Annotated in this window: 16 protein-coding genes; 11 read left to right on the forward strand and 5 right to left on the reverse strand. The window is 66.8% G+C overall.

What is annotated here, in order from left to right:
- Positions 1-84 precede the first annotated feature (84 nt).
- Positions 85-450, forward strand: coding sequence for a hypothetical protein (locus tag ACIO3S_RS08270; RefSeq protein WP_400461564.1), 366 nt, complete (start codon positions 85-87; stop codon positions 448-450).
- Positions 451-618: 168 nt separating this feature from the next.
- On the opposite strand, the gene ACIO3S_RS08275 is transcribed toward ACIO3S_RS08270, so the two are convergent.
- A complete protein-coding gene (locus ACIO3S_RS08275; protein WP_400461567.1) occupies positions 619-1332 on the reverse strand; it encodes a hypothetical protein in 714 nt (237 codons plus the stop codon).
- Between the two features lie 477 nt (positions 1333-1809).
- On the opposite strand from ACIO3S_RS08275, the gene ACIO3S_RS08280 reads away from it, so the two are divergent.
- The 4 genes from ACIO3S_RS08280 (at position 1810) to ACIO3S_RS08295 (ending at position 7441) form a co-directional block, all read left to right on the forward strand.
- Positions 1810-2841, forward strand: coding sequence for a hypothetical protein (locus ACIO3S_RS08280; protein ID WP_400461570.1), 1032 nt, complete (start codon positions 1810-1812; stop codon positions 2839-2841).
- Between the two features lie 222 nt (positions 2842-3063).
- On the forward strand, positions 3064-4677 hold the full coding sequence (locus ACIO3S_RS08285) for an ATP-dependent nuclease (RefSeq protein ID WP_400461573.1): 1614 nt from the start codon (positions 3064-3066) through the stop codon (positions 4675-4677).
- 1 nt (position 4678) lies between these two features.
- A complete protein-coding gene (locus tag ACIO3S_RS08290) occupies positions 4679-6361 on the forward strand; it encodes a UvrD-helicase domain-containing protein (RefSeq protein WP_400461576.1) in 1683 nt (560 codons plus the stop codon).
- A gap of 393 nt (positions 6362-6754) precedes the next feature.
- Positions 6755-7441 carry a hypothetical protein gene (locus ACIO3S_RS08295; RefSeq protein WP_400461579.1) on the forward strand — a complete coding sequence of 229 codons (687 nt, stop codon included), beginning with the start codon at positions 6755-6757 and terminating at the stop codon, positions 7439-7441.
- Positions 7442-7767: 326 nt separating this feature from the next.
- On the opposite strand, the gene ACIO3S_RS08300 is transcribed toward ACIO3S_RS08295, so the two are convergent.
- Complete coding sequence (locus ACIO3S_RS08300; protein ID WP_350720637.1) at positions 7768-8250, reverse strand: NUDIX domain-containing protein; 483 nt, start codon at positions 8248-8250, stop codon at positions 7768-7770.
- A 98-nt stretch (positions 8251-8348) separates the two neighbouring features.
- Positions 8349-8714, reverse strand: a complete 366-nt coding sequence (locus ACIO3S_RS08305; protein ID WP_400461582.1) for a DUF4345 domain-containing protein — start codon at positions 8712-8714, stop codon at positions 8349-8351.
- An 18-nt stretch (positions 8715-8732) separates the two neighbouring features.
- Between ACIO3S_RS08305 and ACIO3S_RS08310 the strand changes: the two genes are divergently transcribed.
- A complete protein-coding gene (locus tag ACIO3S_RS08310) occupies positions 8733-9536 on the forward strand; it encodes a helix-turn-helix domain-containing protein (protein WP_400461585.1) in 804 nt (267 codons plus the stop codon).
- Here ACIO3S_RS08310 and ilvD read toward each other — a convergent pair.
- Entirely contained in the window at positions 9526-11211 is a 1686-nt protein-coding gene (gene ilvD, locus ACIO3S_RS08315) for a dihydroxy-acid dehydratase (RefSeq protein ID WP_400461588.1), read from the reverse strand. The genes ACIO3S_RS08310 and ilvD overlap by 11 nt on opposite strands.
- Before the next feature lie 187 nt (positions 11212-11398).
- Between ilvD and ACIO3S_RS08320 the strand changes: the two genes are divergently transcribed.
- From ACIO3S_RS08320 to ACIO3S_RS08330, 3 genes are read left to right on the forward strand one after another with little or no spacing between them, the layout of a single operon-like run.
- Entirely contained in the window at positions 11399-13048 is a 1650-nt protein-coding gene (locus ACIO3S_RS08320) for a hypothetical protein (protein WP_400461590.1), read from the forward strand.
- A gap of 44 nt (positions 13049-13092) precedes the next feature.
- Entirely contained in the window at positions 13093-13377 is a 285-nt protein-coding gene (locus ACIO3S_RS08325) for a hypothetical protein (protein ID WP_400461593.1), read from the forward strand.
- Positions 13374-13859, forward strand: coding sequence for a hypothetical protein (locus ACIO3S_RS08330; RefSeq protein ID WP_400461596.1), 486 nt, complete (start codon positions 13374-13376; stop codon positions 13857-13859). Before ACIO3S_RS08325 ends, ACIO3S_RS08330 begins: the two co-directional genes overlap by 4 nt.
- A 32-nt stretch (positions 13860-13891) precedes the next feature.
- Here the strand turns inward: ACIO3S_RS08330 and ACIO3S_RS08335 are convergent, their stop codons facing one another.
- The gene (locus ACIO3S_RS08335) at positions 13892-15658 is read right to left on the reverse strand and encodes a beta-galactosidase family protein (protein WP_400461599.1); all 1767 of its coding nucleotides are present in this window, start codon (positions 15656-15658) and stop codon (positions 13892-13894) included.
- Positions 15659-15762: 104 nt separating this feature from the next.
- On the opposite strand from ACIO3S_RS08335, the gene ACIO3S_RS08340 reads away from it, so the two are divergent.
- Positions 15763-19608 (forward strand): endo-alpha-N-acetylgalactosaminidase family protein, encoded by a 3846-nt coding sequence (locus ACIO3S_RS08340; RefSeq protein WP_400461602.1) that lies wholly within the window; start codon positions 15763-15765, stop codon positions 19606-19608.
- A gap of 45 nt (positions 19609-19653) precedes the next feature.
- Positions 19654-20436 carry a DeoR/GlpR family DNA-binding transcription regulator gene (locus ACIO3S_RS08345; protein ID WP_350720624.1) on the forward strand — a complete coding sequence of 261 codons (783 nt, stop codon included), beginning with the start codon at positions 19654-19656 and terminating at the stop codon, positions 20434-20436.
- Positions 20437-20441: the final 5 nt, after the last annotated feature.

Below are 20441 nucleotides of genomic sequence, written 5' to 3' on the forward strand. Positions count from 1 at the left end.
GGAGCCGGTATGACGCGGGACCCTTTCTGTCAGCCGGGGTTGCACGCCAGATCAAAGTTCGATGCGTAATGGCAAGATGACTACATGGCATCGGACTCACGGATGGTGGCATTGGGTTTCGGAAAGTTCGCGCGCGCCGACCGTATCTTCGCCCTGGAGCGCATCACCGGGGAGGAACGCGGAGATGGCCGCCGCACTCGAGTCTGGATCGACGGGGTCACCGACCCCTTGATCGCGTCCAGGACCGAGATCACAATCCTTCGCGATATGGGCCAGGAGTCCGCGGTCAACGCACCCGAGCTCGACGAGGCAATGGACCTCGCCGCGCGACTGGCGGCCGCGGCTGAGGCGGGTCGGGTCGATCTGAGCGATCTGGGTCGCCGTGCGCGACGCCTCCTCGCCACAACGACGCCACAGGAAGGGAGACCACGACAGCCCGCCCTTCGGTGAGTGACCCATCGCGGCGATATAGCGCGCTCGCGGCGGAATAACCGCGGATGGTTGGACACGCGCGCGTAGCTGTCGCCTGCGCATGCTGATCGTTGAGGTGCTGTACCCGCGAGCCGCAGCATGCGCGTCGGGGTTTGTGTCAGGGAGGGCGACGCGGTTGATACGTGTTCAACGGTCGCCCAGGTACGATCCGAGTTTGGTCAGGAACATGTTCACCTGCTGCTCCAAGAGTCCAGCGCGCTCCCGGCTCAGATCCTCGTGCTCACCGTGAGCGGCGGCGTTTCGAAGGCCAGACATCGCCTCGATGTCCTTCATGTCCTGTTTGTTGATTAGGTCCGCACTTCGGAGTGCCTTTCCGTAGGCGCTGATGCTTCGTGCTCCTGCCACCTCCAAGCCAGCCTCTTCTACGGCTCCGCGTAGCGCGACCTCAAGAGCCGCACCTGCCAACACGATGGAGGCGGCGGGGGTGACCCTCGTGTCAGCCACGAGCGCACGAACTTGCTCCATCAGGTCAGTACTCGCGACAGCTCGTACGCCCAAGGCGTCCGCGCCAACAATCGATGAGTAGCCTTCGTCAACCGAGTCGGCCCAAGACTCCAGGATGTCACCAATCTGGCGCACTCCGCTCTCCGTGGACTCATTCCCGCCATGGTTCTCGTACACCGCCTGTGCCCGCCTGAACCACTGGGAGTCGCCTCCGGCGTAGCGCCGGAGGAAGTCGAGGGCCGCAGCCGCGCGTGCCTCAATTCGTCCCATGCTCTTCTTGTCGTCGGCTGTCCAGAAGCCGCCATACATGCCATCCGTCTCTTCATACCGCATGTCGAGTCGAACCTCGTCGGCGTATCGTCGCGCTCTAGCGACCAACTCTTCTTGGGACTTCACGAGATCGACCCTAGGGCCTACCACCGACATGCGACGCCTCTGGGGCAATGGAGTGCAAGTTCTTCGGGCCACACTGCTATGAGCGGGACGGTGCCTCTCCGGAATCGACACTCGATTAAGCAAATCGGGAGTGGTTGGGCACTGAAACAGATGACGCGTGTTCGAAACCACGCTCATCGGCGCAGATTCGGGCACCGGTCCAGGTGCTAGAGCAGAGGAGAGGCGCGTCCCGTGGACGAGGAGATGACTTTGCGGGTGCGTCGGAGACGCAGCACGCCTCTTGCAACCTCCAAGCACCAGTCGCGTAACTCCGGCAGGGGTTATCACCGGTTCAACCCCTGGGCTACCGCCGAGGTCCGCAGCCCTTCACCGCATGCTCGTATTGGCGCGGCGACAGTAAGACACCGGCACGTCCCGCGTTGCTGACGCTCGGGATTGACTTCAGCCGTCGCCGGTGCTTGCGGCTAGTATCACCTCGTGTCCACCATCGACTGGCTTCCCGCCGGGCTTCATCCTGTGGCGCTCCGCCTCGCACGCGCAGACGGACTCGCGTACGAACTCGCGCAGGTGGCACTCAACTGGTCGCGCGGCACCAACGGTGACGGCGCCCTCACGGTGCGCCAAGTCGAGCGCGATGAGGGCTACTACAACGTCGAAGTTGCAAGCATCCGGCCCGTCCCACCCATCGCCGCGATGCTCTTCAGCGAAGCCATCGGACACCTTCGCGCGTCTCTCGACAACGTCGTCTTCCACCTAGCTGAACAAGAGCACGGGCAGCCGCTCACGGATTCCCAAGAGCGTGCCATCAGCATGCTCATATATGACAACCAGGCTAGCTACGACAAGAAGCTCAAGTCTCTGCGTAGCCAGGGGCTGAACGTCTTCGAACCGACAGCAACTCTCGGCAAGCGCATTGCAGCAGTCCAACCGTTCAATGAGTCCGCAGCGGTGCCGTCCCTCTCCCCGACTCTCGCCGCCCTTATGAGGGTTCCGGTTGTAAACGCGAACCCGCTTAGCCTGCTACGTGAGTACTCCAACCACGACAAGCATCGCTCCATGCGTCTCGCGGCGGGTCAAGCTCTCGTCCAGAATCACCGGGACTGGGATCGCAGCGTTGCGGGCGGGATGCGCGCCATCGAGGTCGGAACAGTCCTTGCCAAGGTCAAGAAGGGCGTCTACACCGAAGTCGATCTCTCCGCGTCCTTAATGCTCGAGCGACCCGACGGTACTTGGGTTGCATTCGGCCCTGAAATCGATGGGATCTCCACCTACATCGCCGACGTCGCCATTCCGATCCTTGTCACCGGCTTGGCCCTGCCCGACAGCCTTCCAGTCACCATTGATCTCACCGACAACGGCCGGTCCATCGCTGAGCGCGCAGAAGAAGCGGGCAGTGTCCGTGCACACGAGCGGGCGCGGGTAATCATGATGCAGGCCCTCGTCGAAGCCGAGCATCAAGACATCAAGTGGCCCGAAACCGTCAACAAGGCCCAAGACCCGACAGGCTGAGTGCGACTTGGCCACGAGTCGCCGAGCGGCCCGTTTCCAGTCTCTGGGTCTGCCGTGCTCAGTAGGCCACGAACGGCCACGACGGATGTTCCCTATCTGTCGGAGCCTGTGATCGCATCGATCGATGCTGCGTCGCGAGGTGGCCTGATGGCGGCGGTAAAACGCATGGCCGATCCTCGCATTGCGCCTGCGCCGAGACGCTGAGTCAGGGAGACTTGCGCCGTGCGCGTTTCTCGCTTGTGCATCCGGAACTACAGCAGACTCGCTGATCTCAGCATTGACGTGCGCCAGCATCTTGTGTTGGTTGGCCCGAACGACGTCGGCAAGTCGTCGCTCTTGCGCTGCCTCAACCTGCTGCTTGGGGCAAGTACCGCTCAACTTTACTCATGGCTGGTCCCCGATGACCTCGGCGACCCAGATCAGCCGCTCATCATCGAGGCAGATCTGGAGGAGTTCAATCCTGGCCAGGAAGCGCTGTTTCCCGACGAGATCACTGTCGACGCTGCGACCGGCAAGAAGACGCTGAGGATCAAGCTGGTTGCGGCCTTCGACGCCAACCAGACTCTGTCGGTTGAGCGGATGGCCCCAGATGGCCGCACTGGTCGGCAACTCTCGCGAGAGCAGATCGCCGGGTTCGGCTGGCGAATGCTCGGGGCCATGGGGCTCTCGCGCGACCTCCGCGCCGATCGTCATTCGCACCTTGACGACATCCTCCAAGCGGTCGACCTGGGGGCCGAGCAAGCCACCTTCGATGCGCTGTCGACGCAATTTCAAGACGCGCTGAGCAACTCGACAACCCTCGACGGGCTCCGAGCCAACCTCGCTGGGCAACTCACCCGCGCCCTTCCCGAGGCCGTGGCGAAGGACGATCTCGCGTTCGTCCCAGGGGCTAGCGCCGAGAACGACGTTCTGAACGACGTCCGCTTGCAGATCACGAAGGGTGGGCAGCAACGCGGCCTGTCGGAGCAGTCCGATGGCACTCGTGCGCTCTTCGCTATCGCGCTGCACGACATGGTCAGTGTCGGCGCGAACATGGTGGCAATCGACGAGCCAGAAATTCATCTGCACCCAACCAGCCAGCGCAGCCTGGCGCGCCTGCTACAACAGGGCGGCAATCAGAAGTTTGTCGCCACCCATTCAGCCGACATCGTGGGGGCGTTCGACTCAGAGTGCGTTGTGGCAGTCCGTGCGGGTGGCACAGTCGCTCAGCCCCAGGCGAACTTCCTGAGCGCTGACGAGCGTATGAGTGTCCGCTGGTGGGTTCGAGACAAGCTTGAGCCACTCACGGCCCGTCGTGTTGTCGCAGTCGAGGGTATCTCCGACCGCATCATTGTGGAGCGCTGCGCCGACGTGACCGACCGCAATCTTGATCGCCTGGGCTGCTCACTCGTCGAGACCAACGGTGCCGGCGACATGGGCCCGGTGATCAAGATCTTTGGGCCAACCGGTTTCGACATCCCGATGTCCCTCCTCATCGATGCAGACGCCAAGGGCTACACAGCGACCAAGCTGGGCGTTGCTGCTGCTGACCTTCATCTTCACTCGACGTGGGTGTCAGATCCCGATCTTGAGGCGGAGTACGTTGCGGCGCTCGGCCCTGCAACCGTGTGGACGGCGATCGAGCAATCCATGTTGTTCAGCGACAACGAGCGCGCCAACTGCACCATGACCGGAAATGGTGGCACGCGAACGGCCGACGACGTCGCCGCCTTCTGCCGCTCGAGCTCGAAGCACAAGGTACGGGCCGCGCTTATCGTCGTGCCACTCATCGGCGAGCTGGAAGCCCGCGCCATCGCGAGTATCGACAAGCTTCTGAGCGAAATCGACCTCATCTGAGATGGTCGAGCCCACGCAAGCTCAGCTCGACATCCGCGAACATGCCGATCTCGACCTCCTAGTCGTTGCCCCGGCCGGGTGCGGGAAGACAGAAGCGCTCGCCCTCAGGGTCCAAGGTTTGCTGCAGCGAGGGATAGCAGCGCCACCAAGACGTGTCTTGATCACGACGTTCTCGAACCGAGCTCGCGACAATATTCGTGAACGCCTGCGGTGGTACCTGAGCCCTACGGCCATGCGGGACCGTATTGCGATCGCAAACTTTCATGGACTCTCTGCGCGGATCTTCCGTGCACACGCATCGGTCATCGGTCTGAGCCCCGATCTGATCCTTCCAGACTTCGACTGGGTGGGGGAGCAATGCCGTAGTAGAAACCTCGGCTTTCAGGTATCGGGTGCCGTGCAAGATCTGCTTAGGGGGGCGAAGCAGCAGGGCATCGACGACGCCGCTGTCGAACAACAACTAATCGCAGCGGGGCTTCCAGACGCCTTGGACATCGAGCGTCAGCGAGTGGTCGATGGCCGTCTGACCTACGACGACCTACCGAGGCTCGCCGAGCTCGTTCTGGCCAACGACTCTGTCGCCGAGCTCTACCGCCACCACTTCCAGGCAATGATCGTTGACGAATTCCAAGATCTCACCCCACAACAGCTTCGCATCGTCAATCGCATCGGACGCGGCAAGACGACCTACGCGGGCGATCTCGCCCAAGGGATCTACGGCTTCGCCGGGGCCCGACCCGACGAGATCGACCGGCAAGTTAGAGCCGAGTCATCGACCGTCATCGAGTTCGCCGATTCACACCGTTCGTCCCCCGCAGTGCTCAGCATGGTCAACGCGCTCTCGGCCTTGACAGGTGGCACCGCCCTCACTTCAGCAAAGCCAGCCTCTTGGCCGCACGGCGGCCTGGCAGCTCGGATCGTCTTCCCGACGCCGGAGACCGAGACCGACTGGGCCCTCAAATGTGCGCGATTCATCTTGGCTTCGGCGCCGAACCATCGCATCGGCATCATCGCCCGCACGGCCAGCCGTCGTCGCTTCATCGACGCAGCCGTGGAGGCGAGTGAGCTGCCGTCCTACCGATGGGATGACGGAGTCCTCGACACAGACACCGCTCGCATCGTCAAGGTAATGCTCTCGCGAATGAACGTCGCTGACTTCCAGACCGCGAGCGACCCACTCGAGCACCTACGGAAGGCAGCCGGTCTGAGCAACGTGCAGGATCCGAGCACGCGCGAGGCCCTAGCCGAAGCACTGAACTGGTGCTGCGACCTGCTGCAGCAAGGCATAGCACCGAGCGCCATCAAGACACGCATTCGCGTCGGCGACGATTCGACGCTACTGAACGTGCCAGGGGTTCACCTTCTGACTGGGCACGTGGGCAAGGGCCAACAGTTCGACTGGGTCCTCGTCGTCGGCGCAGAAGATGGATGCATCCCGGACTTCCGGGCCACCAGCCCAGCGGCCATTCAAGAGGAGGCTCGGATCTTGTCCGTCATGCTCTCGCGCGCCCGTCACGGTGCCGTGATCATGTGCGCTGAGCGTGTTCCCGCAGCAACCACGGGGATCACCCGCAGGAAGGACCCTTCACGGTTCTGGCCCTACCTCCAGTCGGTGTGTGTCGACTCGCCGGCTGCCGTGGAGTGGATCAAGGGAGCCAACTGGGATCAGATCCGGAAACGCTAGCGACGGTGTCGTTTGGCCGCAGCCCGCAGGCTTGCCGTCGACGCGATGGCAAAGACTCACGTCGCTCCGGTGCATCTCGCCAGGGCAGGATGCACCGGCGTCATAGTGGGCGGTACGTCGCGCACTGCCATGCACACGATCGCGGTGAGTGTCATCTCGCCATAATCCGGACTGGACGCGTCTCACCGGTGACTGGACCGAGGAATCGAACTTGGAACTCGTACGCCGAGGACGAGGGCTTCGCGGACAATGATTCGACGCCGACGTATCAGCCTGGTTCGCGGACCTCGGCTTGCTGACTCGTCCGATACGAACTGATGGCCGACGACGCAAGCCGCGTCGTCGGTCGTCTGAGCCGAGATTGGCTCGAACAAACTAGCCGAAGGAGTTACCTTGTCCGACCAACTGCTTTCTGAGCTGATCGACCTGATCCCGGAGTCGCAGCGCGAACGCAGCGGCCGCGCGTTCTACTCAGGACGCGCGGCGTGGGCCAAGCCTTCGCGCATTTATCTGATCGGCTACAACCCGGGTGACGACGGCGACGCAGGCCCCGGCACCGTCATGGATGACGCAGAGACGATACTTCAGCACGACCGGTACTCGGCGTATGTGACCGAGGGCAATCCGGTCAACGAGCCCCGTTGGGGAACAGCCATGCAGGCGAGCGTTCGGCACGTCCTCGGCAACCTCGGCTACGACCCGAATCTGGTTCCGGCATCGAACCTGTTCTTCGCTCGCAGTTCGCGCGCCGGTCACCACCCCGCAGAACTGAAGCAGCGGTGGAAGGAGGAGTGCTGGCCGTTCCACGAGCACGTCATCAAGAGCCTTGATATCGAAGTCGTCCTGTGTATCGGCAAGGACACTGCCGACTTCGTTCTGTCTCGTCAAGCGTTCAGCAACCACAGACCAACCAACACGTCGTTCACCTCCACGAAGGGTCTTCGGCGAGTCAGCCAGAAGTACGACGGCCCCGGCGTCCGCGTCGTCCGGCTAGGTCACACATCTTCGACCACCTGGCTCGGAGTCGAGCGCGACCCGTCGCCGTACGTCCGCGACTGGTGCGCCAACGACGGCCAGTGACAGACAGCGAAGCAGGCCACCGCGAAGCCCGAATCGGGGCTGCGTAGATTGCCTGTGCCCCGTCAGCCAAGTTGCGGGGCGATGCCACGTCAGCGGGTCTTCCAAGCCATGGATGCCTGTACCAGTCCGGTGTGCTGCGACAACTTGTGGCGACGACGTGTCTTGAGCGGATGCCGTGTCTATCTGGGCGGTATGCCCGCCATGCGACGCCCGCCGTGTCCGACTGTTGCGGGATGGGCCTAGTGCGCGCACCGATCTGACTCGATCGAGCCTCATGAGGCTGAGGTGGGTCACCTCAGGCCCAGAATCGGGGAACGGTCAGGCGCTCAGGGGTTGGGATCGAGGTGGGGGAAGTTGCGGTTGAGGGCCCAGTCGATCCTCACGCGCTGGCTGCGGTCCATCTGCAAACTGGGAACCATCGTGGGATACACCCACTCGGCGTGGGTGTTCTCAGCTGATGGGGTGGGCTCGCCGGCGAGGTAGCGGCCGGCGTAGATGATGGAGCACTCCTGGCGTACCTCGCCGTTGGTGGTGTTCTCGATGCGGTGGCGCGGGTCGGTCCAGATCCCGATCAGGCCGGTCACCTCGATGGTGATGCCGGTCTCCTCGAAGGTCTCGCGGACCGCGGCAGCCGTCAGCGACTCACCGGGCTCCATCGCCCCGCCGGGCATGGTCCAGTTGCCGGTGTCGTCGCGGCGGATCAGCAGGATCCTGCCCGGGTCGTCGAGCACGAAGGCGCCGGCGCTGGGTCGGATGCTGTTCACCTCGGGCGCCGAGGGATCGTTGTGCCAGTCGACTCGTCGGGCCATGCGGCTCCCGCCAGGGGCGCGAGGGCGTGGCGGATGTACAGACGTGTCCATTGTCGGCCGAGATCCCACGGTGCCGAGCATAGCCGAATTTGCCGAGGTCAAACGCACGCAAGCAGGGCCGTGCCGGCCACGAGTTCGATCCCGAAGTAGAACCAGATCGGATAGAAACCTACCGGGGTATCGAGAAGGCGAGAGATGAGTCGGCCGCCGGCCATCCCGATCAGAGCGAGGCCGACGGCGGTCACGGCGCCGGTCCGGATATCGCCGATGTCGAGGGCGGCGGCGCCGAGCACGGCGGCCATCGCGATGCCGAACCCGCCGTAGACCGCGCGGATCTCGGATCGGGACTCGGGCGTCTTCGTCGAGAGGTGGAACGGGGCGGCGAGGGCGCTCGGGGTGACCAGGGCGTACGTCCCCATCGCGAGGAAGAAGATGCCGACGACGGCGATGGTCAGGCTGGCCACGGTGTTCACCGTGGGATCATGACGCGCATGGCGACCGAGCCGCTTCCGGATTCGTGCTGCGACGACGCGCGGCCGACGGTGTGGCTCTGGTCGGGACATGCGGCGTACCGAGGCCCGTCGCTGCGCTTGGGCACGCACTCCGGGTCGGTCACCTGCTTCGCGCTGGGGCTGGACGCTCCCTTCCTGCTGCGATCAGGGCAGGCCGAGCCACGGCAGGTGCGGAGCGCGCTGATCCCTGCGCGTACGTCCCATCGGATCGTCGCGGGGGAGGAGCAGACGATGCTGTTCTTCTACGTCGACCCCGGCGCCTCGGGGACGGCGCATCTGCTCGGGCAGATGACCGACCGGACGAGCACGATCGCGTACGACCATCGCGACGAGGCGGCGCTGATCGCGGACTGGAGCCAGGGACCGGTCACGGATCCGGAGATGCTGCGACGACGTCTGCTCGGTGCCGGTGATGCCGAGCCGACCGACGAGCGGATCCGCGTCGTGATGCAGCTCCTTCGCGACCGACCCGGTGAGCGGGGGAGCGCGGCGGAGCTGGCCGCCGCGGTCAACCTCTCCCAGTCGCGTTTCCTGCACCTGTTCTCGGCGGAGTCGGGCACGAGCTTTCGCCGCTACCGTCTCTGGGCCAGGATGCGGTACGCCGCCGCGGCTGTCAGTCAGGGTGCCGATCTCTCGACGGCCGCCAGCGACGCCGGGTTCGCCTCACCGAGCCACTTCAGCGACACCTTCCGGGCGATGTTCGGACTCACCGCCACGCAGCTGCTCGCCAACCAGCTCCGGATCATCGTGATGGCGCAGCTGACTAGCTCGTGACGGCGCCGACCGCGGCCGACTGCACCGTACGCCGGTACTTGCCGAGCACTCCACGCTGATACTTCGACGGAAGTGGCTCCCAGCCGACCTTTCGCTGCTCCAGCTCCTCGGGTTCCACCTCGACCTCGAGGGTGCGGTTGACGACGTCGAGGACGATGGGGTCGCCGTCGCGGACGAAGGCGATCGGGCCGGCGTCGACGGCCTCTGGGGCGATGTGACCGACGCAGAGACCCGTGGTTCCTCCGGAGAACCGGCCGTCGGTGATCAGCAGGACGTCCTTGCCGAGACCAGCGCCCTTGATGGCTCCGGTGATGGCGAGCATCTCCCGCATGCCCGGGCCGCCCTTCGGGCCTTCGTTCCGAATGACCACGACGTCACGCGCGACGATGCGCCCCGCTTCGAGGGCGTCCATCGCGGCCCGCTCCCCGTCGAAGACCCGGGCGGTGCCGCGGAAGACGGTGTCGTCGAAGCCGGCCGTTTTGACCACAGCCCCTTCGGGCGCGAGCGAGCCCTTGAGGATGGTGAGACCACCGGTGCGGTGGATCGGCCGCTCGAAGGAGTGGATCACCTCGTCATCGAGCGCGGGCGGGCTCAGCTCCGCGAGGTTCTGCGCCATGGTCTTTCCGGTGACCGTGAGGCAGTCGCCGTGGAGCAGGCCGGCGTCCAGGAGCGCCTTCATCACGACCGGGATCCCGCCGATCTTGTCGACGTCGTTCATGACGTACTTGCCGTACGGCTTGAGGTCGGCGAGGTGGGGGACCTTCTCGCCGACCCGGGTGAAGTCGTCGAGAGTCAGGTCAACCTCGGCCTCGTTGGCAATGGCCAGCAGGTGCAGCACGGCGTTGGTGGAACCGCCGAGGGCCATCACGACGGCGATGGCGTTCTCGAAGGCTTCCTTGGTCATGATCTGGCGCGCGGTGATGCCCTTGCGCAGCAGCCCGACCACCGCTTCGCCCGAGCGGTGGGCGAAGCCGTCGCGTCGTCGGTCCACCGCGGGGGGAGCGGCCGAACCGGGCAACGACATGCCCATCGCCTCGGCGACAGCAGCCATCGTGTTCGCGGTGTACATGCCTCCGCAGGCACCTTCGCCAGGACAGATCGCCTTCTCGATGCGGGTGACCTCGTCGCGGCTGATCTTTCCGGCGATGCAGGCCCCGACCGCTTCGAAGGCGTCGATGATCGTGACGTCGCGACCGTCGACCTGCCCGGGCATGGTCGAGCCGGCGTAGAGGAAGACCGAGGCGAGATCGAGCCGAGCAGCCGCCATCAGCATGCCGGGCAACGACTTGTCGCAGCCCGCGAGCAGCACGGAGCCGTCGAGCCGCTCCGCGCTCATCACGGTCTCGACCGAGTCGGCGATGATCTCGCGCGACACCAGCGAGAAGTGCATGCCCTCGTGGCCCATCGAGATTCCGTCGGAGACGGAGATGGTGCCGAACTCCAGCGGGTAGCCCGCGGCCGCATGGACGCCGTTCTTCACCGCCTTTGCGAGCCGGTCGAGGGACAGGTTGCACGGCGTGATCTCGTTCCACGACGACGCGACGCCGATCTGAGGCTTTGCGAAGTCGTCGTCTCCAAGGCCGACGGCCCGCAACATGCCTCGGGCAGCGGTGGCTTCCAGACCGTCGGTGACGGCGCGCGACCTGGGTTTGATGTCAGGCGTGTTGGGGTTCACAAGTACGAGGCTAACCGTGAGCTGACTTGGACGAGGTGAGCATCGCCAGCCAGCTGCGCGAATCAGCGCGGAGGGACGCCCGCAGGAGGAGTGACCGTCTGCCGCTGCGTACCTGATTCTGGGTGATCCCGGAGGTGAAGGCGACCGGTCAGGATCCTGTCTGTTGCGCTGATCGGGGGAGGGTCGGATGAGCTCGAACGTGGCAGGGCGCGTCGTCTGCTACTCGGTCCTGTCTCCTCCGCGGCGCAGCCGCCGTGAGCAGATCATCTCCCAGCTGCTGACCAGCGTGGGCTCGTTGAGGGAGCACAACCGGACGGTCCGGGTGGTCGTGTTCTGGTTGGGGTCACGCCATCAGGAGACGGAGGACCGTCTGCGCTCGCTCGAGGCGCAGGTCGTTCACCTCGGCAGCTATGAGGACCTGCTGCATCCGTTTCCGGGCGGCGACGTGCTGGTCCGCTACCCGGTGCTGCACAAGTACTTCGTCCTCGACGCCGTGCTCGAGGACCTCGGGACATCGCAGCTGCTGCTCATCGACTGCGACACCGTCTTCCTCGACGACGTCGACAAGCTGTTCGAGCGCCACGCGGACGTCGATCTCGCGGCCTGCGCCGAGGTCGGGACCGTACGCCGCGAACGAGGCTACGACCCGGCGTATCTGGACGAGGAGCACCTCGCTCGGCTTGCGCAGTCGTTGGGAGGCCGGTTCGTCGAGCCGATCAACTCGGGCATCCTGCTGCTCAGCCGCAAGGGCATCGAGGAGCTGGCAAAGCTTCGACCGGCCCTGTTGGAGATCACCCTGCGGCTGATGGTTGGTCTGGCGAAGAGTGCTGAGGAGTCGGATTTCGCTCCGTTGGTCCAGCTGCGCGAAAGACTGGCGTCGGGTGCACCGGAGGTGAAGGGAGTAGCCCCGCTCGGATTCCCCTCGTCGAACCACTGGATCGTCGAGGAGGTCGCGCTGTGGCTGGCCCTCGGCCTGACCGAGTCGCTGACGATGCGGGATCTCCCGCCCTCCGACGCGGCCCTGGGTGGTGAGGTCTACCGGCGGCCCCGCTCCGCGAGCAGCTGGATCATCGGCCACTACTTCAGCGTCGACACCGCGCCGGCGATGAGCTGGTGCCGGACCGGGCAGCCGCCACATGCGTCGCCGAAAGGCCGGTCACGGGCCGCCGACGAGCTGCCGATCGACCCGGCGCTCGCGGCATCTCCGCTGCTCGTCGAGCACGAGGGGTTCGCGCTGTACGAGGACCTGTTCGGTCTCGACGTCCTGTCCGAGATGACGCGCGAGGCCCGCGAGGCGTACTGGGGTGGGCAGGAACAATCGCTGACAGCACGGTTCGGCGGCGTCGGGAGGGACAGTCACCCTCCTCGCCGACTGGTCAGCGCGGGTGGGGGCGACGTCCAGGACGCTGCCTACTGCTCGCCGTCGCTCAAGGCGTTCCTCGAAAGTCTGTGCGGGCTCGAGGTCGAGCCCACCGGCCGTCGGGGATCGGTCAACTACTACACCCGGTCGGGCGACTTCATGGGCCTCCATCTCGACGTCGTCCAATGCGAGCTCGTCGTCCTGACGGTGCTCCAGGACCTCTCACCAGCCGATGACCCGAGCGGTTCCTGGGAGCTGTTCCCAGGGCAGGTGGGCCGACCGCTGCCGTCGGTGAGCACCGGCCGGCGGGACCGGCGCTCGATCAAGGCGATGCCCGGTCAGAGCCTGGTGATGTTCGGCGGGCTCGTGCCGCATCGGGTGCGTCCCGTCGCCGCCGGGCAGCGACGGATCGTGTCGGCTCTCTGCTTCCGGGCCGGGCAGACCGCCCTCGAACCCCCAACGGTCCCTCAGGACTGAACCAACCAAACAAGGCACAACCAACCACACAATGGAGATATCTCATGACCTTCCAATCCGACAGTGACGCCGCCCCGCGTCCGAGGCCGCCCCTCGACCCGACCCCCGTCGTCTTCCCGAACGCACACGTCGAGCCGGAGTTCCTCAAGGCCTACACGGTCATGTGGGACGAGAGGCTGCCCCTGACCGGTGAGGGTCGTGCGCGCCTCGAACGCGCGCTCCGCCGCGCCGTCCTCGCCGAGCTGGCGGAGGCAGACTTCGAGGGTGACCTGACGATCACCACGGTCAACGATTCGGAGTCGCGCGGCATCCGCATCGAGCGGGCATGAGCACCTACGGGAAGCGCCCTGACGGTGCGCCCGGGGGTGGGCGACGTCGAGTCCTGCCGCCGGCAGAGTTCCATGAACGACTCCGGCGCAACGACCTTCGGCCGTCGCCCGCCGTGACGGGCATCGTGAAGCCGTCGAACCAGGCCGAGACATTCGACTTCTCCTTCGGCGGCTGTGCCGAGTGGGTCGAGATGCCTCTCGCTCTGATCCAGGGCGCCGAGTACGTCGGGGAGCGACCCTGCGGAGAACACGGCGGCCACCCCGTCGTCCAGCTCTCGCTGCGAGACTCGACGCCGGAGGACACCCCGGAGTTCCGTCTGCTGGCCGGCGTCTTGGCCGCCGACTTCACGTTCTCGGACGAGACGACGAAGGAGGCGACGACGACGGAGGGCAACCCATGTCGCGACTGTGTCCGGCGTTGCTTCGAGGTCGCCGACGATCCCGTGGCGTTCAGGGACTGCGTGACGAGGTGCCCCTGCTGACGAGTCGCGAACGGAACGCCAGGACTGCGGATCTACGTCCCGGTCGGCAGTGACTCGATGTACTCCTCGCTCGGCCCGAAGTCCGGTTCCGGGTGCACCTCGACGTACGTCGCGGGGTGGGTGAGGTCGAGGACGGCGACCTCGTTGGCTCCGGCCTGCCACAGCGGGGCGGGGGCGTACAGGCGGCGCTGGGGTCCGCGGCTCCACAAGCGGCCGAGCAGGGTGCCGTTGAGCCAGACGAGCCGGTCTCCCTCACCGGGGACGGCGAGCCAGCCGTCGGCGGGGCCGTCGACCTCGATGACCGCATGTGCGACGCCGTCGAGGTCGTCAGGCGCCCAGCGGTCGAGGGGTGCGAGGTGGTGCTCCCAGCCGTGGACGAGGCGCCGGTTCACCTGGACACCGCCGAGGATCCCCTTGTGCTCGCCGAGCAGCGGGCCGTAGTTGACGCGGCCGAGCGCCTCGACGACCAGGGTCAGCTCGGCCGCCCTGCTGAGACCGGGAAGAGTCAGCACCGCGGGCTCGGCGTCGTCACGCTCGAGCAGGCCGAGCGCGCTCCCGTCCAGGAAGACGTACGCCCTGTCGTGCAGCCCGCGCACGGTGAGATGGACGTCGTGGCTCGGGAGCGTGACCGAGGAGCGGTACGTCACCAGGCCGGTGTCGATGCCGAGCTCCTCGAAGCTCAGCGGCCCCGCCGCGTGCCTCGCAGGCCCGCGGGTCACCAGGGAGAGGAGGTCAGTGCCGGGAGACAGCGGCGCCGAGGAGAACGCGTGACGCGCGGCAACCGGCGGCAGACCAGGCAGCTCGTCGACCGTGCGCCCGGTGGCGGGAGCCAGGATGTCGCGGTAGAGCCGGAACTTCTCCGAGACCCGGCCGTCCTCGCCGACCGGGGCGTCGGAGTCGTAGCTGGTGACCGTGGGCTGGATGCGGCGGCCGTCGTGGTTGGCGCCGGCCCAGAGCCCGAAGTTGGTGCCGCCGTGCGCCATGTAGACGCTGACCGAGCCGCCGAGATCGATGATCTCGCGCAGTGTCGAGGCGGCGCTCGCGGGGGAGCGTTCGTGGTGGTTCTCGCCCCAGTGGTCGAACCAGCCGTTCCAGAACTCGGCGCACAGGAAGGGCTCGCCGGGTCGTCGTGACTGCAGCATCGTCTGGGCTTCCGAAGCGCGGCTTCCGAAGGTCGCCGCGGCGAGCGTGCCGTCGATCATGCCGGTGTCGAGCATGACCTCGGTCGGGCCGTCGGCGGTGTAGAGGAGCTCGGTGATGCCACGGTCGAGGAGCCCCTGCCGGAGCCAGGTGAGGTGGGCGGCGTCGTCGCCGTAGGAGCCGTACTCGTTCTCGACCTGCACGGCCACGACCGGCCCGCCGTGACCGGCCTGGAGCGGGACGAGCTCGGGGAGCAGGAGGTCGAGCCAGCGTGAGACCGCGTCCTGGTAGACCGGATCGGTGCTGCGCGGTGCCCGGGTGCGCGCGGTCAGCCACGACGGGAGACCGCCGTTGGTCCACTCGGCGCAGATGTACGGCCCGGGGCGCACGATCACGTCGAGCCCGAGGTCGCCGGCGATCGTGACGAAGTGGGCCAGGTCGCGGGGCCCAGTGAAGTCCGGGGACCCCTCGTCCTGCTCGTGGAAGTTCCAGGCGACGTAGGTGTCGACGGTGTTGAACCCGGTGGCGGCGACCCGGCGCAGCCGGTCCTCCCACAGGTCCGGGTGGATGCGGAAGTAGTGGATGGACCCGGACAGGATCCTGTGGGGGATGCCGTGCTTCAGGAACTCGCCGTCACGCCAGGCCAAGGTGGGGGTCACCAGCCGAGCGTATGACAACTTTTGCGCATAACGTAGCCAATCCGCGCAAAACTCTGCATGATGGACGGACCTCGTCAGGCCCACCCCCACCCTCGGGAGTCACGATGCCGAAGCGTTTCCCCGCAGCCCTCCTCGCGTCCGTGACGGCATTCGCCGGCGTGGTCGCTATCGCGCCAGAAAGCCATGCCGCCCCCACGGGCGGCTTCACGTTGACCTCGTCCGTGCTGAGCGTGCGGGTGGCCGACGACTTCCCCGCCGTGCTTGGTTACCGGCACACCGCCGGCGGCGAGATCAGCGGCGCCGCGACGACGCCGACCGCCGTGCGGATCAACGGCACGGCGCACACGGCGACCGTGACCGGCACCCAGGTCGACACCGACACGGCGACCTACCGGCTGACCTTCGCCGACCTGCCCGGCGTCGAGCTCGACGCGAAGCTGGAGGTGACCGGAGACGTCGTCACCTTCGCGGTCACCAAGGTGACCGACACCGCCGAGCACCGGGTCGGCACCCTCGACATCCCCGGACACGACCTCCTCTCGGTCAGCTCCGACCAGGCCGGCGCGACCGTGAGCACCGCCGTCGTGAGCGCGGACCGCACGACCAACGGCGACACCCACACCGAGGTCACCGCGGACCTGGCCACGACCGAGAAGCCGGTCGGATCGGCGTACGCCATCGTCGACACCGACCAGCTCGCCGCAGCGATCGAGACCAACTCGGTCTACGACCAGAGCAGCGGCGACGCGACCCGGGAACGTGGCCGGATCTGGCGCAGCGTGAGCGCCACCGACAACGGCCGCCGCGTCGGGCTGTGGAGCGGCCAGTGGACCTACCGGGCGACCGGCTCGCCCTACACCGAGGAGCTCCCGTGGGCGAAGGTCACCATCACCCCCGACGTCAACGGTGACCAGTCCGTCGACTGGCAGGACGGCGCGATCGCGCTGCGCGACATCCAGCGGCCGATGAACGGCGCGGAGGAGACCCCCGAGCGGGTGGTCACCCACATCCCGTTCAACTTCGCCAGCCAGGCGACGCATCCGTTCCTGCGTACCCTCGACGACGTCAAGCGGGTCTCGCTGGCCACCGACGGGCTGGGGCAGCTGGCGGTGCTGAAGGGGTACGGCTCGGAGGGCCACGACTCCGCGCACCCCGACTACGGCGGCAACTACAACAACCGCGCCGGTGGGCTCGACGACCTCAACACCCTGGTCCGTGCGGGCGAGAAGTGGGGAGCCGACTTCGGCGTCCACGTGAACGCGACCGAGGCCTACCCCGAGGCCAAGACCTTCAACGAGACGCTCGTGAACGAGAACAGCCCCGGCTGGGACTGGATCGACCAGTCCTACTACATCGACCAGCGCACCGACCTCGCCACGAAGAACATCGTCGACCGCTTCGCCCAGCTGCGCCGCGAGACGCACCCGAACCTCGAGTTCCTCTACATCGACGTCTACTACTCCTTCGGCTGGCTCCAGGAGCGCCTCGCGCAGGAGCTGCGCGGGCAGGGCTGGAACATCGGCACCGAGTGGTCCTACCACTTCGAGGAGGACGCGCTCTGGTCCCACTGGGCCAACGACGAGTCCTACGGCGGCGCCACCAACAAGGGCCTGAACAGCCAGATGATCCGGTTCGTACGCAACGGGCAGAAGGACACCTGGAACCCGGACAAGCTGCTCGGGCACACCGAGATCGTCGAGTTCGAGGGATGGACCGGCGAGAACGACGTCGACGCCTTCTACGACAACATCTGGCAGACGAACCTGCCGACCAAGTATCTGCAGCAGAACCCGATCCTGCGCTGGAGCCGCGACGAGATCGTCCAGGACGGTGGCGTACGCGTGGTCAACACCGGCCAGACCGACGCCACCCGGAAGATCTATCAGGACGGCGACCTCGTGCTCGACGGCGACGCCTACCTCCTCCCGTGGAAGGACGACACGAAGCTCTACCACCACAACACCGACGGCGGCCGGACCACCTGGAGCCTGACCGACGCGTGGAGCACCAGCAGCCGGCTCAACGTCTACGAGCTCACCGAGCAGGGCCGGGTCGCGGCGGGCAGCGTGCCGGTCCGAGCCGGCAAGGTCACGCTCGATGCGAAGGCCGGGACGGCGTACGTCCTGACCAAGGCTCCCGGCGGCTCGCCCGCGCCGCAGTGGGGTCAGGGCAGCCACGTCGCCGACCCCGGCTTCAACGCCGGTGACCTCGACGCCTGGCACCCGAGCGGCCCGGCCACGACCGGGCGTACCTCGACCGGTCAGCAGGTCGCCGTCCTGGGTGCCGGCGGCAGGGCCGCGATCAGCCAGCGACTGAACGGCCTACGCAGCGGCCGCAACGCGCTGGGTGTCTGGGTGGAGGTCGAGTCCGGCCGGAGCCGGGCCACCACCGTCGCCGTCACCTCCGGCGGCAAGACCTACACCCAACGCGTCGAGCGGTCGACCGCGAAGAACCTGGTCGCCGCCGACGAGCTGCACAGCACCTACTTCCAGCGGGTCGAGGTGCCCTTCGACGTCGGCGGCGACGGCACCGCGACCGTCAGGATCTCCGCGGACGCGGGATCGGCGAAGGTCCGCCTCGATGACGTACGCGTCGTCGCGATCAAGCGCGACCTGCCGGCCGCGCCCGGCGCGAAGGTCATCGTGAAGGAGGACTTCGAGGAGGTCGTCCAGGGCTGGTCGCCCTTCGTCAAGGGCACCTCGGGCGGCGTCACCGACCCGCGCACCCACCTGGCCGAGCGGCACGAGCCGTACACGCAGAGCGGCTGGAACGGCAAGGTCACCGACGACGTGATCAGCGGCGACTGGTCGCTCAAGTCGCACGCCGAGAACGGCGGCCTCGTCTACCGCACCGTCCCGCAGGCCGTACGTCTCGAGCCCGGCCACCGCTACCGGGTCTCCTTCGACCACCAGACCGAGCGGGCCGACGACTACGAGTGGGTCACCGGCTACGACTCGGTCGCGAGCGGCGAGCCGCGCTCGGTCGAGGTCGGTGCCCGCCCGATCGGCAAGCAGGTCGAGACGGCCAGGTTCAGCGAGGAGTTCGTCGCCGGCGGCTGCGGCGACTACTGGGTCGGTCTGCGGACCGCCGACGACAACGGCGCCAACGGCGACATCAGCATCGACGACTTCACCGTCGAGGACCTCGGTGCGGCCGCTGACCTGCCGGCCTGCGCGACCCTCGCCGTCGACGCCGGTGAGGAGAAGCTGCTGCCGGGCGCGGTCACCGAGGTCACCACCACGCTGGCCAGCGACGAGGCGTCCGAGACCGGCGCCGGAAAGGTCGGTCTAGAGGTGCCGGAGGGCTGGACGGCCGAGGCCACCACGCCGGCGACCTTCGACTCGCTCGCTCCCGGGGCGAGCCACGCGGTGACCTGGAAGGTCACGCCGCCTGCCGACGCGGCCGAGTCGAGCTATCAGCTCACCGGCTCTGCGACGTACGACGTCGGTGGCGAGACCCGCACGGTGACCCGCTCGGCCACGGTGCAGACCGCGCCGCCTCCGCCGACCGCGGACACCTACGCCAGCGATCTCGGCTGGATCTCGGCCACCAACGGCTGGGGACCGGTCGAGCGCGACACCAACGTGGGGGAGAACGCTGCCGGCGACGGTGGGCCGATCACGCTCGCCGGCAAGGTCTACACCAAGGGGCTGGGGGCGCATGCGGTCTCGAAGGTGCGCTACTACCTGGCCGGCAACTGCACCAGCTTCACCGCCGACGTCGGGGTGGACGACGTACAGACGTCGCGGGGCTCGGTGAGGTTCTCCGTCGTCGCGGACGGGACGACGGTCACCGAGACCGGCACCCTGGGGCCGGCCAGTGCCACCGTTGCGATCACAGCCGACGTCACCGGTGCCGACTATGTCGATCTGGTGGCAGGCGATGCCGGCGACGGGAACGGCAACGACCACGCCGACTGGGCCGACGCGACCTTCCACTGCGGCCCCTGAGCGGCCGGACCTGCGTAGGCTGTCCGGGACCCAGGAAGGGGGCCCATGAGACAACAGCGACTCAACCAGCTGCTCGAGCTGATCAGCGAGCACGGGCACGTGTCGATCGCGGAGGTGGAGAGCGCGCTCGGTGTCTCGGCGGCGACCGCCCGCCGCGACATCGGGCACCTCGCCGACCAGCGACTGGTCACCCGGACACATGGCGGCGCGACCGCGCTCGGCTCGGCGTACGAGCTGCCGTTGCAGTACAAGATCGGTCGCCAGGCCGACGCGAAGCGGGCGATCGCGACCGCGGTCGCCGACCTGCTCGTGCCGGGCGAGACGGTCGCGCTCAACGGCGGCACGACCACCAGCGAGGTGGCCCGAGCGATCGGGCGCCACCCCGACCTGGCCGAGGACGACAGCATCACCGTGGTCACCAACGCGCTCAACATCGCCTACGAGCTCTCGATCCGGCCCAACGTCAACATCGTGGTGACCGGTGGGGCAGCTCGTACCCAGTCCTACGAGCTGGTCGGCCCGCTGAGCGAGGGGGTGCTGTCCAAGATCCACATCGACACCGCGATCCTGGGCGTCGACGGCATCAGCACCCGGGCCGGACTCACCACGATCCACCCGGCCGAGGCCAAGATCAGCGCCGACTTCATCGCGGCGGCGCAGCGCACCATCGTCGTGGCCGACAGCACCAAGCTCGAGCATCCGACCTTCGCGCGCATCCGCGACCTTTCCTGCGTCTCCATGCTCGTCACCGACAAACCGGTGCCGGAGTCGCTCGCGAAGGCACTGACCGATGGCGGGACGGAGATCATCGTCACGACTGAGCGATAATGATC

The sequence above is a fragment of the Nocardioides sp. NPDC087217 genome (assembly GCF_044744805.1).
In the GTDB taxonomy this organism is placed as follows: domain Bacteria; phylum Actinomycetota; class Actinomycetes; order Propionibacteriales; family Nocardioidaceae; genus Nocardioides.